This window comes from Pseudomonas sp. C9 (assembly GCF_002000165.1).
GTDB lineage: Bacteria > Pseudomonadota > Gammaproteobacteria > Pseudomonadales > Pseudomonadaceae > Aquipseudomonas.
In genome coordinates this window covers 184,096-200,448 of sequence record NZ_MPAK01000002.1, presented here as the reverse complement: position 1 = coordinate 200,448, position 16,353 = coordinate 184,096, and the positions used below count along the sequence as shown (strand labels likewise).

The 16,353-nt window shown below is 59.5% G+C and carries 13 protein-coding genes; 1 reads left to right on the top strand and 12 read right to left on the bottom strand.

Going from position 1 to position 16,353, the window contains the following annotated elements:
- Window positions 1-75: 75 nt before the first annotated feature.
- Entirely contained in the window at window positions 76-993 is a 918-nt protein-coding gene (locus BMS17_RS27860) for an alpha/beta hydrolase (RefSeq protein ID WP_046031202.1), read from the bottom strand.
- Between the two features lie 49 nt (window positions 994-1,042).
- Complete coding sequence (locus BMS17_RS27855; protein ID WP_077432303.1) at window positions 1,043-1,999, bottom strand: choline ABC transporter substrate-binding protein; 957 nt, start codon at window positions 1,997-1,999, stop codon at window positions 1,043-1,045.
- Window positions 2,000-2,290: 291 nt separating this feature from the next.
- On the opposite strand from BMS17_RS27855, the gene BMS17_RS27850 reads away from it, so the two are divergent.
- Window positions 2,291-2,806, top strand: a complete 516-nt coding sequence (locus BMS17_RS27850; RefSeq protein ID WP_046031204.1) for a hypothetical protein — start codon at window positions 2,291-2,293, stop codon at window positions 2,804-2,806.
- 109 nt (window positions 2,807-2,915) lie between these two features.
- Here BMS17_RS27850 and hutG read toward each other — a convergent pair whose 3' ends face one another.
- From hutG to hutU, 10 genes are all read right to left on the bottom strand, one after another.
- Window positions 2,916-3,719 (bottom strand): N-formylglutamate deformylase, encoded by an 804-nt coding sequence (gene hutG, locus BMS17_RS27845; protein WP_046031205.1) that lies wholly within the window; start codon window positions 3,717-3,719, stop codon window positions 2,916-2,918.
- 10 nt (window positions 3,720-3,729) lie between these two features.
- Window positions 3,730-4,935 carry an imidazolonepropionase gene (gene hutI, locus BMS17_RS27840; RefSeq protein ID WP_046031206.1) on the bottom strand — a complete coding sequence of 402 codons (1,206 nt, stop codon included), beginning with the start codon at window positions 4,933-4,935 and terminating at the stop codon, window positions 3,730-3,732.
- A gap of 17 nt (window positions 4,936-4,952) precedes the next feature.
- Entirely contained in the window at window positions 4,953-6,362 is a 1,410-nt protein-coding gene (locus BMS17_RS27835; RefSeq protein WP_077432302.1) for an amino acid permease, read from the bottom strand.
- Window positions 6,363-6,472: 110 nt separating this feature from the next.
- Window positions 6,473-8,005: a histidine ammonia-lyase gene (gene hutH / locus BMS17_RS27830; RefSeq protein WP_077432301.1), complete on the bottom strand. Its 1,533-nt coding sequence runs from the start codon at window positions 8,003-8,005 to the stop codon at window positions 6,473-6,475.
- A 131-nt stretch (window positions 8,006-8,136) separates the two neighbouring features.
- Window positions 8,137-9,660 carry a histidine ammonia-lyase gene (gene hutH / locus BMS17_RS27825; protein ID WP_046031209.1) on the bottom strand — a complete coding sequence of 508 codons (1,524 nt, stop codon included), beginning with the start codon at window positions 9,658-9,660 and terminating at the stop codon, window positions 8,137-8,139.
- Window positions 9,661-9,813: 153 nt separating this feature from the next.
- Entirely contained in the window at window positions 9,814-10,644 is an 831-nt protein-coding gene (locus tag BMS17_RS27820) for a glycine betaine/L-proline ABC transporter ATP-binding protein (RefSeq protein ID WP_052961897.1), read from the bottom strand.
- Window positions 10,641-11,492, bottom strand: a complete 852-nt coding sequence (locus tag BMS17_RS27815) for a proline/glycine betaine ABC transporter permease (protein WP_046031210.1) — start codon at window positions 11,490-11,492, stop codon at window positions 10,641-10,643. The genes BMS17_RS27820 and BMS17_RS27815 overlap by 4 nt, the downstream gene beginning before the upstream one ends.
- 70 nt (window positions 11,493-11,562) lie before the next feature.
- Window positions 11,563-12,531, bottom strand: a complete 969-nt coding sequence (locus BMS17_RS27810) for an ABC transporter substrate-binding protein (RefSeq protein ID WP_046031211.1) — start codon at window positions 12,529-12,531, stop codon at window positions 11,563-11,565.
- 69 nt (window positions 12,532-12,600) lie between these two features.
- Window positions 12,601-14,070: a cytosine permease gene (locus BMS17_RS27805; RefSeq protein ID WP_046031212.1), complete on the bottom strand. Its 1,470-nt coding sequence runs from the start codon at window positions 14,068-14,070 to the stop codon at window positions 12,601-12,603.
- A gap of 155 nt (window positions 14,071-14,225) precedes the next feature.
- Window positions 14,226-15,893 (bottom strand): urocanate hydratase, encoded by a 1,668-nt coding sequence (gene hutU, locus BMS17_RS27800; protein ID WP_046031213.1) that lies wholly within the window; start codon window positions 15,891-15,893, stop codon window positions 14,226-14,228.
- Window positions 15,894-16,353 lie beyond the last annotated feature (460 nt).

Here is a 16,353-nt window from a genome sequence, read left to right as displayed (position 1 = left end):
CTGGGGGGACTTCTATTATTCTGCCGTCCGGCATCATAAACCCGAATTACGTCAATGAGCATGCCCCGTGCAGCGTCACAACCTGTCAGCCAAAAACCCGAGCAGTGTTTCATAGAGCGCATCGACCTCGGCGACTTGAGCGCGCGCGCGCAAACAACCATGAACCAGCCCCTCGCCGTAGTACAGCGTGGTGTCCACACCGGCGGCTTCCAGTTGCTCGGCGTAGAGCACGCCGTCATCGCGCAGCGGATCGAACTGCGCAACGGCGATCAATGCCGGCGGTAGACCGCCGAAGTGTCCGGCGAGCAGTGGCATGGCATAGGCCCCCGGATGTCGGGTGCCATGCAGGTACAGCGCGTGATAACAATCCACATCGCTGCTGCTGAGCAACGGCGCATCGATGCATTCGCCGCGCGATGGCAACTGATCACCGCCACCCAGTCCCGGATAGACCAGAATCTGCGCAGCAGGCAATGGCTCGCGGGCATCCCGCAGCGCCAGACATAATGCAGCGGCCAGGTTGCCGCCCGCGCTGTCCCCCATCACCAGCGTCCGCGCAGGATCAAGCCGGAACGGCCCCGTACGCAACGCCCGCCAGACCTTGATGCAATCATCGAACGCCGCCGGAAACGGATGCTCCGGCGCCAGGCGGTAATCAACCGCGATGACCAATACACCGAGGGTTGATGCGAGCTCGGCGCAGATGAAGTCGTGGGAATCCAGATCCCCCACCACCCACCCGCCACCGTGCAGATACACAATGCACGGGCAAGCCTCGGACGACGATGAGGCGTGCGGCTGGTAGGACCTGATAGCCACGCCCGCCAGCTCGACATCAAGCACATAAAGCCCTTCAGGACGTGGCGGAGTAAACGCCCGGCACATCTCGCTGTAGGCCCGACGCAAACCCTCGAGGCTGCTGTCGGTGCTGTTGAAGCTGACGGTTTTCTCGACGAATGCCGTCATCTGTTCGGAAAGCGGGTAAGGAGCCATGAGCCTGGTGCCAGTCCGTTCAGCGGTTTAAGGAGAGCAACATTTGAATTCAGTTTTTCAAACTGGCCTGAACGGTGACAACGCCATCCTTACCATCAAAACTGCTGACACCCGCCAACCAACGCTGCATATCTTCCGGGTGATCACGCAACCACTGCCTGGCGACATCCTGCGGCGTCTTGCGCTCCATGATCGGCACCATCAACTGACTTTCCTGCGAGGCGGTGAAAGTCAGGTTCTCCAGCAGGCGATTTACATTCGGGCAACGTTCAGCGTAATCCGGCGAAGTGACCGTAGAGACCGTCGCCGCACCTTCGTTCGGTCCGTAGACGTCTTCACTGCCGGTCAGGTAATCGATCTTCATGTTGATGTTCATCGGGTGCGGGGTCCAGCCGACGAACACCACGAACTCCTTGCGATTCACTGCGCGCTGTACGGCGGCGAGCATGCCGGCCTCGCCGGATTCAATCAGTTTGAAATCCTTCAAGCCAAAGTGATTGGTCTCGATCATGGTTTTGATCGTGGTGTTGGCGCCGCTGCCGGGCTCGATGCCGTAGATCTTGCCGCCGAGCTGGTCTTTGAATCGGGCGATGTCGGCAAAGGTTTTCAAACCGGCGGCGGCCACGTAGTCCGGGACCGCGAGGGTGGCCTGAGCATCGGCCAGGCTCGGTTTTTCCATGACTTTTACTTGGTTGGCGGCCACGAACGGCGCGATGTTTTTGTCCATCGCCGGTTTCCAGTAACCCAGGAAAATGTCCAGGCGCTTGTCGCGGATGCCGGCGAAGATGATTTGCTGCACGGCGCTGGTTTGCTTGCTTTCGTAGCCCAGGCCATTGAGCAATACATCGGCCATGCCACTGGTGGCGATCACATCGGTCCAGTTGACCACGCCCATGCGCACGGCTTTGCAGGAAGCATCGTCACTGGCCAGGACGCCGGTGCTCAGAAGCGCCGTGCCGCAGAGGATTGAGAGACAGCGGGTGAACAGACCTTTGGGGCTTGTCATAGAGAGCATTCTCGTGCGGCAGCGGATTATTGTGAAGGCCGGTGTCTTTATGCACCGTGCCCGAAACATTACGCAGCGTCGAGAAGGTAAAAGTGAACTGTGGCGACCGAGATTTGCACGGTGGCGACCCTAAGCCCGCTATTGCAGCACCGGCAAGTCTATACGTCATAGCCAAAACGAATAAAAAACTGTCAATTATCCCAGTAGCCCTCAACTACTCACTGCTATTGAATGACAGATGTAGTTACCCATCCAGACTGGATACGAAAAGTAAAGACAAGGAGTTCGATCATGACGACTGACTCAATTAAATCCTCGGAAGGTACTTTCAAGGCCACACTTATATTCAAGAACAGTACAGAGGTCTTTCAAGCCAACCGTGTAAGAATGCACGAAATCATTTCAGATTCAGGGAGTAAATATCTGGCAATCAAGGGTTTTCAGGACACCATAAATAAAACGACAAAAACCAAAGAGATCAACTCTATTCAGTTCTTCTTGGACATAAAAATCAACCAGGGCTTGCTCGAACTGTCCCGCCCATTGACGCTGCCACAGATAAGCATCAATAGCGCCGGCTATTACAAATTGGAGGACAGCCCTGATGACGACGACGATGAAGTTGATACAGCCTATGCGTTCCCTTGCATAATAGGAAAAATTGACTATGCGAACAGTCCTGCACACGATCATGCATCCGCAACTTTTAATTTCACCGTTGAGGCCCCCAACGGTGAAAAATTCGACATCAAAGGCGGTTTTGACGTCTACAACCTTGAAGCTCTAGTAGATGTAAGAACCCTTTAAACCCCACACAATCTCCTCTCCGCTTTTAATCCGGGTGAAATGGAGACCAAAACAAAGAAGCCGCCAGGGTTAAGGAGAGCGAGATCCTCTTTAATCAAACTTAAAACTTTTATTTACCAAAGGTATGCTGGCCCCAATCCAGCAATCCTTGCAGCAACTCTTTGAGCACCACTTGCGTTGGCTCCGCCAAGTCCGGCCGGTAGCGGAACGGCTCGAACTCTTCCATGTACGTGCACTGGCCCAACTCCAGTTGCACGGCATGGATATTCTCGGCCGGATTGCCGTAATGCCGGGTGATGTGGCCGCCCTTGAAGCGGCCGTTCAGCACATGGCTGTAATCGCCGTGGCGCGCGCAAATGGCTTCCAGTTGAGTGGCCAACTCAGGATCGCAACTGGCGCCATTGAAGGTGCCGAGGTTGAAGTCCGGCAGCTTGCCGTCGAACAAGTGCGGGATGATCGAGCGGATCGAGTGCGCGTCGAACAGCAACGCATAACCGAACTCGGCTTTCAGCCGTGCCAGCTCGTTTTGCAATGTCGTGTGATACGGCGTCCAGATCTGTTCCAGCCAGGTCGTGCGCTCTTCTTTCGACGGTTCCAGGCCTTCGCGGAACAAGGGAATGCCATCGAACAGCGTCGCCGGGTACAGGCCCGTGGTCGCGCCGACATACAAAGGCTTGTCGTCGGAGGGACGGTTCAGGTCGATGACAAACCGCGAGTACTCGGCGGCCAGGGTGCTGGCGCCCAGTTCCGTGGCAAATTCATAAAGCTTCGGGATGTGCCAGTCGGTATCCGGCAGACTGCGGGCGTCGGGAATCAACCCGGCTTCGACCGCCGGGGTCAGGCGCACGCCCGCGTGAGGCATGCTGATCAGCAGCGGCACACGGCCTTGTTTGAAGTTCAGAACTTTATCCACAACTGTTCTCCTAAACACTTGTCTCGACGCCGTGACGCACGACGCGTTTTTCCAGGTCACCGCCCAGCCAGTACGACAGATCGGCCGGACGATCGATTTGCCAGGCGACAAAGTCCGCGACTTTTCCGGCTTCCAGCGAGCCGTGGGTATCGGCCATGCCCAGCGCGGTGGCGGCATGAATCGTCGCGCCCGCCAGCGCCTCTTCCGGGGTCATGCGGAAACAGGTGCAGGCCATGTTCAGCATCAAGCGCAACGACAGCGCAGGCGAGGTGCCCGGGTTGAGGTCGCTGGCGATGGCTATTTTCACACCGTGCTTGCGCAGCGCGTCCATCGGCGGCAACTGGGTTTCCCGCAGGAAGTAGAATGCGCCCGGCAGCAGCACCGCGACGGTTCCGGACTTGGCCATGGCGATGGCATCGTCCTCGGTCATGAATTCCAGATGATCGGCCGACAGTGCGTGATAACGCGCCGCCAGGCTCGAACCGTGCAGCGACGACAGTTGCTCGGCGTGCAGCTTCACCGGCAAACCGAGTTCCTGTGCGGTGATGAACACTCGCTCGACCTGCGCCGGCGAGAACGCCAGGTATTCGCAGAATGCGTCCACCGCATCCACCAACCCTTCGGCGGCCAGGGCCGGGAGCATTTCGGCGCAGATGTGATCGATGTAGTCGTCGGCGCGGTCGGCGTATTCCGGCGGCAACGCGTGAGCGGCCAGGCACGTGCTGCGCACGCTGATCGGCAATTCGGTGCCGAGGCGGCGAATGACTCGAAGGATCTTGCGCTCGCTGGCCAGGTCGAGGCCGTAGCCGGATTTCATTTCGACCGTGGTCACGCCATCACGCATCAGGCTTTTAAGACGCTTGGCGGCGCTGGCGAACAGCTCGTCTTCAGAGGCTGCGCGGGTCGCGCGTACGGTGCTGGCGATGCCACCACCGGCCGCTGCGATTTCTGCGTAGCTGACGCCTTGCAGGCGCTGTTCGAATTCGCCGCTACGATTACCGCCAAACACCGTGTGGGTGTGGCAGTCGATCAGACCCGGCGTTACCCAGGCCCCTTGCAAATCGTTGACGGCCGGGTACTCGCCCGCCGGCAGGTCAGCGCGCGGGCCGATCCACTCAATGAGCGCACCTGACGTCACGATGGCCGCGTCCTCGATAATCGAGTAGACGCCTTGTGCCATGGTTGCGACGTGGCAGTGTTGCCAGAGAGTTTTCATCCGTGGCCTCCGTTAGGTTATTGATGTGAAAAAGAAGGTTCCTGCTCTACCAGTGCCGCCTGGCCCGCCGCCGGTTTCACCCACGTCAGGTAGGCCAGCACCAGCAGCACGATCCAGACCACACCGACGATCAGCGCCGCCTGGGTGTCCGGGAAATAACCCAGCACGCCGAAAATGAACAGCATGAAGGCAATCGCCGCCATCGGCGCATAGGGCCAGAACGGTACAGGGAACTTCAGTTGTGCGACCTGCTCGGCACTCATGGAACGACGCATGGCCACCTGGGTACACAGAATCATCAGCCAGACCCATACCGTGGCAAAGGTCGCGATGGAGGCGATCAACAGAAACACGTTTTCCGGAATCAGGTAGTTCAACAGCACACCCAGCAGCAGCGCGGCACTCATCACCACCACGGTCATCCATGGCACGCCATTACGCGACAAACGGGCGAAGCCCTTAGGTGCGTGCCCTTGCTGGGCCAGACCGTACATCATGCGGCCAGCGCCGAAGATGTCGCTGTTGATGGCCGAGATCGCTGCCGAGATCACCACAATATTGAGGATGGTCGCCGCCGAGCTGATGCCCAAATTGTCGAAAATCTGCACGAACGGACTGCCCTGGCTGCCGATCTGCTGCCATGGAAAGATCGACATCAGTACGAACATGGTCAGCACATAGAACAGCAAAATACGCAACGGTACGGCATTGATCGCTCTAGGCAGCACATGCTGCGGATCTTTGGCCTCACCGGCGGTCACGCCGATGATTTCAATCCCGCCGAATGCGAACATCACCACCGCGAACGAAGCGATCAGGCCACCCACGCCATTGGGCATGAAACCGCCATGGCTCCAGAGGTTGCTGATATCGGTCGCTTGGGCGCCGGGCGCCGTGCTGATGCCGAACAGCATGATGCCGAAGCCACCCAGAATCATCGCGACGATGGCTGCGACCTTGAGCAGTGACAGCCAGAACTCCATTTCACCGAAGACCTTGACGTTACACAGGTTCAAGCCGCCGACCACCGAAACGATGCCCAGCACCCAGATCCAGCGGGAGACTTCCGGGAACCAGAAGCCCATGTAAATACCGAACGCGGTGACGTCGGCCATGCCGACGATGACCATTTCGAACGCGTAAGTCCAACCGAGGATGAAGCCCGCCATCGGCCCCAGATAGGTGCTGGCGTACTGACCGAAAGAGCCGGCCACCGGGTTGTGCACTGCCATCTCACCGAGGGCGCGCATGACCATGAACACAGCTGCGCCACCGATCAGGTAGGCGAGCAATACCGCGGGGCCGGCCATTTGAATGGCCGAGGCAGAACCGTAAAACAGCCCGGTGCCGATCGCCGACCCCAGCGCCATGAAGCGAATATGTCGGGCAGAAAGCCCGCGTTTCAAACCTTTTGCTGGCTGTTGCATTTCTCGTCCTTAATTATTCTTATTCGACGCAAAATCGAATCGCGAGCAGGCTCGCTCCCACAGGGTTTACACAATCCACTGTGGGAGCGAGCCTGCTCGCGAATAGGCCATTACAGGCTCGGCAGCAACTTCGCCATTACCAGCTCGTTCAGGCAACGCGAGGCCAACAACTCAGTCGCCGCATTGATGTCCGGCGCAAAGAAACGGTCCTTCTCATAGAACGGCACTTCCTTACGCAGGATGGCACGGGCCTTTTCCAGTTTTGCCGAGCTCTTCAGGCCTTCGCGCAAGTCCAGGCCTTGAGCCGCCGCCAACCATTCCACGGCCAGAACACCGCGGGTGTTTTCCGCCATTTCCCACAGGCGCTTGCCTGCAGCCGGGGCCATGGACACGTGGTCTTCCTGGTTCGCCGACGTCGGCAGGCTGTCTACCGAATGCGGATGTGACAGGGCCTTGTTCTCGCTGGCCAATGCGGCAGCGGTCACTTGGGCGATCATGAAGCCAGAGTTCACGCCGCCGTTTGCCACCAGGAATGGCGGCAGTTGCGACATGTGCTTGTCCATCATCAGCGAGATACGGCGCTCGCTCAGAGAACCGATTTCAGCGATGGCCAGCGCCATGTTGTCAGCGGCCATGGCCACGGGTTCGGCGTGGAAGTTACCGCCGGAAATCACATCGCCTTCAGCGGCGAATACCAGCGGGTTATCGGAGACGGCGTTGGCCTCGATAGCGAGCACTTCAGCGGCTTGACGGAACTGAGTCAGGCAGGCGCCCATGACTTGTGGCTGGCAGCGCAGGGAGTACGGGTCCTGGACCTTTTCGCAGTTTTCGTGCGAGTCGGACACTTCACTGCGCTCGCCCAGCAGGTCACGGTAAGCGGCAGCGGCGTCGATCTGGCCTTTCTGGCCACGGGCGGCATGGATGCGCGCGTCGAACGGCGAGCGCGAGCCCAACACCGCTTCAACGGTCAGCGCGCCCAGCGCGACAGCGCCAGCGAACAGGTCTTCGCCTTCGAACAAACCGCGCAGTGCATAAGCGGTCGACACCTGAGTGCCGTTGAGCAGCGCCAGGCCTTCTTTCGCGGCCAGGGTCAGCGGCGTCAGGCCGGCGACTTTCAGCGCTTCGGTCGCCTCCATCCACTCGCCCTTGTAGCGCGCCTTGCCTTCACCCAGCAGCACCAGCGACATATGGGCCAACGGCGCCAAATCGCCGGAAGCACCGACCGAGCCTTTCAATGGAATGTGCGGGTAAACCTCAGCGTTGATCAGGGCGATCAGCGCGTCGATGACCACGCGACGGATACCGGAGAAACCACGGCTCAGGCTGTTGACCTTGAGCACCATGACCAGTCGCACCAAGGCGTCGCTGATCGGCTCGCCGACACCGGCGGCGTGAGACAGCACCAGCGAGCGCTGAAGGTTTTCCAGGTCTTCGCTGGCGATGCGGGTCGAGGCCAGCAGGCCGAAACCGGTGTTGATGCCATAGGCGGTGCGGTTCTCGGCGAGGATCTGTTCCACGCAGGCAACGCTGGCTTCAATTTGTGCCGAGGCGCTGTTGTCGAGGGTCAATTTCACCGGCTGCTGATAGACATCACGCAGTTGGGCGAGGCTCAGTTGGCCGGGAATCAGGTTTAGCGCAGTCATTTTGTGCTCCTTTTGAGAGTTGTAAATGCTCTCTATTTAGAGAGGCAGACCAGACGCTCCGGAAATGTCCGTTGTCCGTCGCGTCTGCCTCTTGGGGAGACGCGCCTTGGCACGCTGGTTTTATTGGGAAATCAGTTCAGATTCGGTAAAGCCTTTTGCAGCGAAGTCGGGTCTTTGAGCACACCGGCAGCGGCGGCAATATCCGGTGCCAGCCAGCGATCCTGATCGTAGGCAGGAACGCGCTCACGCAGCAGGCGCCACGCCGCATCGGTGCCGGCGCCAAAGCGCTGTTCTTTCAGGAACTCGAACGCCTGAGCGGCGAGCAAGTACTCGATGGCGAGGATCTGCGTGCAGTTTTCCAGTGCGCGGTGCAGCTTCAGCGCGGCGTTGGTGCCCAGGCTCAGGTGATCTTCCTGCAGGCCCGACGTGACGTAGTTGTCGAGCACCGCCGGTTGCGCCAATTGGCGGTTTTCCGCGCACAGGGACGCGGCGACGTACTGGACGATCATCATCCCGGAGTTCACCCCCGGGTTGGCCACCAGAAATGCCGGCAGACCACTGACGTGAGGGTTGATCAAGCGGTCCAGGCGACGCTCGGCGATGGAGCCGATTTCGGCCATGGCGATGGCCAGCAGGTCTGCTGCCAATGCCACGGACTGACCGTGCGGGTTGGCCTGGGACACCACGCGGTAGTTGTCCGGCGTGCCCAGCACCAGCGGGTTGTCGGTGGCGCTGTTGAGTTCGGTTTCGATCTGTCGGGTCGCGTGAACCAGTTGATCGCGCGCCGCGCCGTGAACCTGCGGGATCGAACGAATGCTCAAGGCATCCTGGGTGCGAATGCCCTTGCTGCTGGCGATCACTTCGCTACCGTCGAGCACCGCACGCAGATTGATCCCCACTTGCTGCATGCCCGGGTGCGGCTTGAGTGCAATGATCTCGGCATCGAACGCATCGATCTGACCGCGCAGGGCCTCGAAACTCATGGCACCGATCACGTCGGCCCATTGCAGCAGGCGCGTGGCATCGGCAATGGCCAGGCAGCTCAGGCCGGTCATGCACGGCGTGCCGTTGACCAGGCACAAACCGTCCTTGGCGCCGAGCTTGACCGGTTGCAGGCCTTCTTCGGCCAGGGCTTGCTGAGCGGAAACGACCTGCCCGCGATAGCTGACATTGCCGACACCCAGCAGCGCAATGCCGATGTGCGCCATGTGGGTCAGGTAGCCGACGGACCCTTGGGACGGCACCTGCGGGGTGATGCCACGGTTGAGCAGCGCCAGCAGGGCTTCGACCACCTGGCGGTGCAGGCCGGATTTGCCGTGGCTGTAGTTGACGACTGCGGCGCACATGATGGCGCGAGTCTGTTCGTTGGACAGCGGCGCACCCACGCCACAGGCGTGGCTGAGCAAGGTATTGCGCGACAACTGGCTGAGTTGTTCATCCGCCAGCGAGACGTTGCACAACGCCCCCAGCCCGGTGTTGATGCCGTAAGCGCGCTCACCGCTGGTGACGATACGCTGGACGATGCCTTGCGCGTTTTCAATCCGTGCCCAGACCTGCGCCGACAGCTCAAGCTGCGCGCCATCACGGGCGACGGCCACCACATCCTGCCAACGCACGGGGGCATCGGCGATAACGATTTTTTCAGCCTGGGACATCTTCAACCTCGTGCGTACAACCTGAATATTGATGCAGCTTCACCGGCCTCATCGCGGGCAAGCCCGGCTCCCACAGTGGAACTCTGGTGTTCACAAAAACCCTGTGCGAGCGGGCTTGCCCGCGATAGGGCCGGCACAGCCACCACAAACCTCTTAAACCACCGCCGCCCGCCGTTGCACAAACCGGTCGACATACTCATCCGCCGGCGAATGCAGGATCTCTCTCGGGGTGCCGACCTGGATCAAGCGGCCGTCCTTGAGGATCGCGATGCGGTTGCCGATGCGCACAGCCTCGTCGAGGTCGTGGGTGATGAAGACGATGGTCTTGTGCAGGGTCTTTTGCAGCTCCAGCAACTGGTCCTGCATCTCGGCGCGGATCAGCGGGTCGAGGGCGCTGAACGCTTCGTCCATCAGGATGATGTCGGTGTCCGCCGCCAGGGCACGGGCCAGGCCCACACGCTGGCGCATACCGCCGGAAAGCTGATGCGGGTATTTGTTTTCGTAGCCCTTGAGGCCCACGGTGTTGATCCAGTGCAGCGCACGCTCGGCGCACATGGCTTTGCTCTCGCCACGAATTTTCAAGCCGTAGGCGACGTTGTCCAGCACGCTCTTGTGCGGCAACAGGCCGAAGCTCTGGAACACCATGCTGATCTTGCGTCGACGAAATTCGCGCAGGGCTTCCATGTCGTATTGCAGGATGTCCACGCCATCCACCAGGATCGCGCCGCTGGTCGGGTCGATCAGGCGATTGAAGTGGCGTACCAAAGTCGACTTGCCGGAGCCCGACAGGCCCATGATCACGAAGATCTCGCCGCTGCCGATGCTCAGCGACAGATCGTTCACGCCGACCACGCAGCCGGTTTCGGCCAGCACCTGGTCCTTGGTTTTGCCCTGGCCAATCATCGCCAGTGCATCTTTGGAACGGTTGCCAAAAATCTTGAAGACGTTTTTGACTTCGATCTTGCTTACGGTCGCGTTGTTCATTTGCTCACCTCATGCCGGGCCCGACCGTACGCCTGTGTAATGCGGTCGATCACCACAGCCAGAATCACGATCGCCAGACCGGCTTCCAGCCCACGTCCGACGTTGAGGGTCTGAATCCCCACCAGCACGTCTTCACCCAAGCCACGGGCACCGATCATCGAAGCAATGACCACCATCGACAGGGCCATCATGGTGGTCTGGTTGATCCCGGCCATGATGCTCGGCAGGGCTAGCGGCAGTTGCACGCCAAACAGTTGCTGCCAGCGGTTGGCACCGAAGGCGTTGATCGCCTCCATCACTTCACCGTCGACCTGGCGAATGCCCAGATCGGTCAAGCGGATCAGCGGTGGCGCGGCGTAAATCACGGTGGCGAAAATCGCCGGCACCTTGCCCAGGCCGAACAGCATCAGCACCGGGATCAGGTACACGAAACTCGGCATGGTTTGCATGATGTCGAGCAACGGCATCAGCACCGAACGCAGGCGATTGCTGCGCGCCGAGAGAATGCCCAACGGAATGCCGATCAGCACCGAAATGATCGTCGCCACCATCATCAACGCGAGGGTTTGCATCAGCTTGTCCCAGAGGCCGACGGCACCCACCAGGAACAACAAGCCGACGATCACGGCCGTGGTCACGACTTTGCGGGTCGCGTGCCAGGCAACGCCCGCGACGATGGCCAACATCAGCCACCAGGGCGCCGCGCGCAGCAGCCCTTCAAGATTGACGATGGCCCACAGCAGGGTGTCAGAGATCTGCCGGAACACGTCGCCGTAGTTGGTGACCAACGAGTCGACCCAACCGTTGACCCAGTCGGCGATGGAAAAGGTAAAGCTTTCGGGAAACATAAGAGACTCTCAATCAAGGGGTTGCGATCAAGCGTCCGACTGCCGCTACCGGCAGTCGGAGAGGCCCAACCTACAAGGCCGCGTCGATTTTCTTGGCTGCGTCTTCGCTCACCCATGCGTGCCAGACTTCAGGATGTTCCTTCAAGAAGATCTTGGCCAGTTTTGGCGACTCGATCCGCTCTTTGGTCATGCGCCCAAGGTTCTGGTTGAGGATGTCGATCGGCACATTGACTTTTTCCAGTACAGCCACCAGTTCCGGGGCTTGTTCGTGGAACGTCTTGGACAGGCCGACCTTGATATCCACGGTCTTGTTCACGCCTGGCTTCTCTTCGAGTTTCACCACATCGACCTGGCCCATCAGCGGGGTTGGCGACCAGTAGTAGAACAGGATCGGCTCGCCACGCTTGTAGCTCGACAGCACGGCGGCATCCAGCGCCGGGCCGGTGCCTGGGCGGAAGTTGGTGTAGGTGCTTTCCAGACCGTAGCTTTTCAGCATTTCGCTGTTGTCCAGCTCACAGGTCCAGCCTGCCGGGCAATTGTAGAAACGGCCTTTGGACGGCTCTTCAGCGTCTTTGAAGATCGCCGAGTATTTGCCCAGGTCAGCAATGTTTTTCAGGTCCGGGGCTTTAGGTTCCAGTTTGCGCTTGGCGTCGCCTTCGATCACGTAGCGCGGCACGTACCAGCCTTCAACCGCGCCAACAACCGGAGCGCCGACACCGACGACTTTGCCGGCCTTCTCGGCCTTGTTCCAGACTTCGCTGCGGCCGACCCACTCTTCGGCAAACACTTGAATGTCGTTGCTGCTCAGGGCGTTTTCCATGGTGATGGAGTTGCCCGGCAGGCTGTCGGTCTTGCAGTCGTAGCCTTTCTCCAACACGACTTGCAGCACGTCGGTCAGCAGCATGGCGCTTTCCCAGTTCAGGCCGGCAAATTTCACCGGTTTGCCCGACTCGCACCAACCGGCTGCCTGAGTGGCGCCGGCACTGGCCAGCAGGCCCATGGAAAGCAATGTGGTCAGCAGGGTCTTGTTCGATTTCATTGTTGTGACGCTCCTAATCATGAATTGGCTTACGGCAGTCAAGAGGCATCCAGCCCTGTCCACGTCCAATCAGGCCTGCGCCGAAGCGCGACCAACATTCAGCTTTTGTTCAGTGATCGCGTCCTGCTCGACCGGCAGGATCAAACGATCAGGCACTGTGCCGTGCCATTTTTTTGCGCACACGTAATACAGGGCGGCGGGAATCACCAGACCGATGATCCAGGAAATATCCACATCACCCAGGGCCGCCACCAGCGGACCGGTATAGAACTTGGTGGAAATGAACGGCAGTTGAACCAGCACACCGAAGACATAAATGCTGATACCGAGGACGTTCCAACGACCATAGCGACCGTTCGGATCGGCCAGCGCCGGCACGTCATAGCGCTCGCGGGTGATGCAGTAGTAGTCCACCAGGTTGATCGCGCTCCATGGCGTAAAGAACGCCAGCAGGAACAGGATGAAGGACTTGAACGCACCGAGGAACGAGTGCTGGCCGAGCAACGCCATCAGGGTCGCAGCCCCGACGATGACCAGCACGAACACCAGACGCTGCAAGCGCGATACCTTCAGGTCACCACGGAACCCGCTGATGATGGTCGCAATGCACATGAAGCTGCCGTAGGAGTTCAGCGTGGAGATGGTGACTTTGCCGAACGCAATGCTGAAGTACAGCAGCGCAGCGGTGGCACCGGTACCACCCAGACCCACAATGTAGGCCACTTCGTGGCCGGCGAATTGTCCGTTGGCCGAAGCGGCGGCGAACACGCCGAGGACCATCGCCACCTGTGCACCAATCACCGAACCGGCGCCTGCGGCGAAAAAGGTTTTCACCGAGGAAGTCTTGCTCGGCAGGTAGCGCGAATAGTCAGCCACGTACGGGCCAAAGGCGATCTGCCAGGACGCCGCGAGCGACACCGCTAGCAAGAAGCTGCTCCAACTGAAGTGGCGGATTTGCAACAGCGCGCCGACGTCAGTCTGGCTCATCAGACGGCTGAACAGATAAACAAAGGCAATCACGCCAATGACACTGGCGACACGGCCAATCCAATGGATCACCCGATAACCAAGCACCGTGACCAGCACGATGACACTGGCGAAAATGAGGATACCGACGGTATCGCTGACACCAAACAACTGGCCCAGCGCCTGGCCGGAAAGTACGGTTCCCGTTGCGGTGAAACCGAGATACATCAAGCAGACCAATACGATCGGGATGGCCGCGCCATAAACACCGAACTGCACACGACTGGAGATCATCTGCGGCAGGCCAAGCTTGGGGCCTTGCGCGGCATGCAGCGCCATCACACCACCGCCGAGCAGTTGACCGATCAACAGACCGATCAACGACCAGAACACGTCACCGCCAAGGACCACGGCCAATGCGCCGGTGACAATCGCGGTGATTTGCAGGTTGGCACCCATCCACAGGGTGAACTGACTCAACAGACGACCGTGTCTTTCCGCTTCCGGGATGTAGTCGATCGAGCGTTTCTCGATCAACGGTTTGTTACCTGCACGCTCGCTGTTAACAGCCATGGTTCAACCTCTGTGGATTGTTATTCTGGTTTCACTCAATCTCTGTAGCAGCTGCCGAAGGCGGCGTCGGGTTGCGAAGCGACCCCGGCATTCCAACGCGGAACGAAGGTCCTTCGGCCCTTAACGCAGCCTGCGGCAGCTGCTACATGGCTTGTTTATTTGCCGGTGATCATCGGCAGGTTCAGCCCTTGTTCCTTCGCGCAGTCGATGGCGATCTGGTAGCCCGCATCGGCGTGACGCATAACGCCGGTAGCCGGGTCGTTGTGCAGGACGCGAGCGATACGCTCGGCCGCTTCGTCAGTACCGTCGCAGACAATCACCATGCCCGAGTGCTGGGAGAAGCCCATGCCGACGCCGCCGCCGTGGTGCAGGGAAACCCAGGTCGCGCCGCTCGCGGTGTTGAGCAGAGCGTTGAGCAGTGGCCAGTCGGACACGGCGTCGGAACCGTCCTGCATGGATTCGGTTTCGCGGTTCGGGCTGGCTACCGAGCCGGAGTCCAGGTGGTCGCGACCGATGACGATAGGCGCGGACAATTCACCGCTGCGTACCATTTCGTTGAACGCCAGACCCAGCTTGGCGCGCAGGCCCAGGCCAACCCAGCAGATACGGGCCGGCAGACCCTGGAAGCTGATGCGCTCGCGGGCCATGTCCAGCCAGTTGTGCAGGTGGGCGTCGTCCGGGATCAGCTCTTTGACCTTGGCGTCGGTCTTGTAGATGTCTTCAGCGTTGCCCGACAGTGCAGCCCAACGGAATGGGCCGATGCCGCGGCAGAACAGTGGACGGATGTAAGCCGGTACGAAGCCTGGGAAGTCGAATGCGTTTTCCACGCCTTCTTCCTGCGCCATCTGACGGATGTTGTTGCCGTAGTCGAAAGTCGGGATGCCCATTTTCTGGAAATCCAGCATCGCTTTAACGTGCACGGCCATCGATTGCTTGGCGGCTTTGACCACAGCAGCAGGCTCGGTCTGGGCGCGAGCGCGGTACTCTTCCCAGGTCCAGCCGGCTGGCAGGTAACCGTTGAGCGGGTCGTGGGCGCTGGTCTGGTCGGTGACCATGTCCGGGCGTACGCCACGACGAACCAGTTCCGGCAGGATTTCAGCCGCGTTACCCAGCAGCGCGATGGAAATCGCCTTGCCTTCTTTGGTGTATTTGGCGATGCGGGCCAGCGCGTCGTCGAGGTCTTTGGCTTGCTCGTCGACGTAGCGGCTGTTCAGGCGAAAATCGATGCTGACCTGCTGGCATTCGATGTTCAGCGAGCAGGCACCGGCCAGGGTCGCGGCCAGCGGTTGGGCACCGCCCATGCCACCGAGGCCTGCGGTCAGGACCCAACGACCTTTCAGGTCATCGTTGTAGTGCTGACGACCGGCTTCGACGAAGGTTTCGTAGGTGCCTTGAACGATGCCCTGGCTACCGATGTAGATCCAGCTGCCGGCGGTCATCTGGCCGTACATGGCCAGGCCTTTGGCGTCCAGTTCGTTGAAGTGCTCCCAGCTTGCCCAGTGTGGAACCAGGTTGGAGTTGGCGATCAGAACACGCGGTGCGTTGCTGTGGGTCTTGAACACGCCGACCGGCTTGCCGGATTGCACCAGCAGGGTCTCGTCGTCGTTCAGATTGGTCAGGCTTTCAACGATCTTGTCGTAGCATTCCCAGTTACGTGCCGCACGACCGATACCACCGTAAACCACCAGTTCTTTAGGGTTCTCGGCGACTTCCGGGTCGAGGTTGTTCATCAGCATGCGCAGTGGCGCTTCGGTCAGCCAGCTCTTGGCGGTCAGCTTGTTACCGCGGGCAGCGCGGATTTCAACGTCACGAAATTTAGTCACGAAAAAAACTCCTCAGCAATCAATCCAAAACCAACCCAGGCAGTGGGCGAGCAAGCCGATGGGCATCAGTGCACACCGGCGAATCAGTGGACGACGGTTGAGTCTTCGTGACTCATACGCATACGTCTTTACTTGTACATACAAGCATATGCAATCAAGCGGCCAACTTGTTGGATGGATGTTCAAGAAAACCTTTTGGCATGGCTGGAGAGCGCCTGAATCAAGGGTTCTGGCGTAGATGAAATTTTTCGGGGGGATTTTTGGTAGCGCTGGGGTGCTGTTACTAAAGCGAGGTTTTGCGCCGCGCTGGGGCGTTCGGTAACAAGTTGGTGCGCTTAGGGGAACAGAAATGAAGTATCGGGCAACTTGCGATCTGTAGCAGCTGGCGAAGCCTGCGTTCGTCTGCGTAGCAGTCGCCTATCAGATGAGATGGCCCTGGAGACCGCAGTGGCTGATTTCA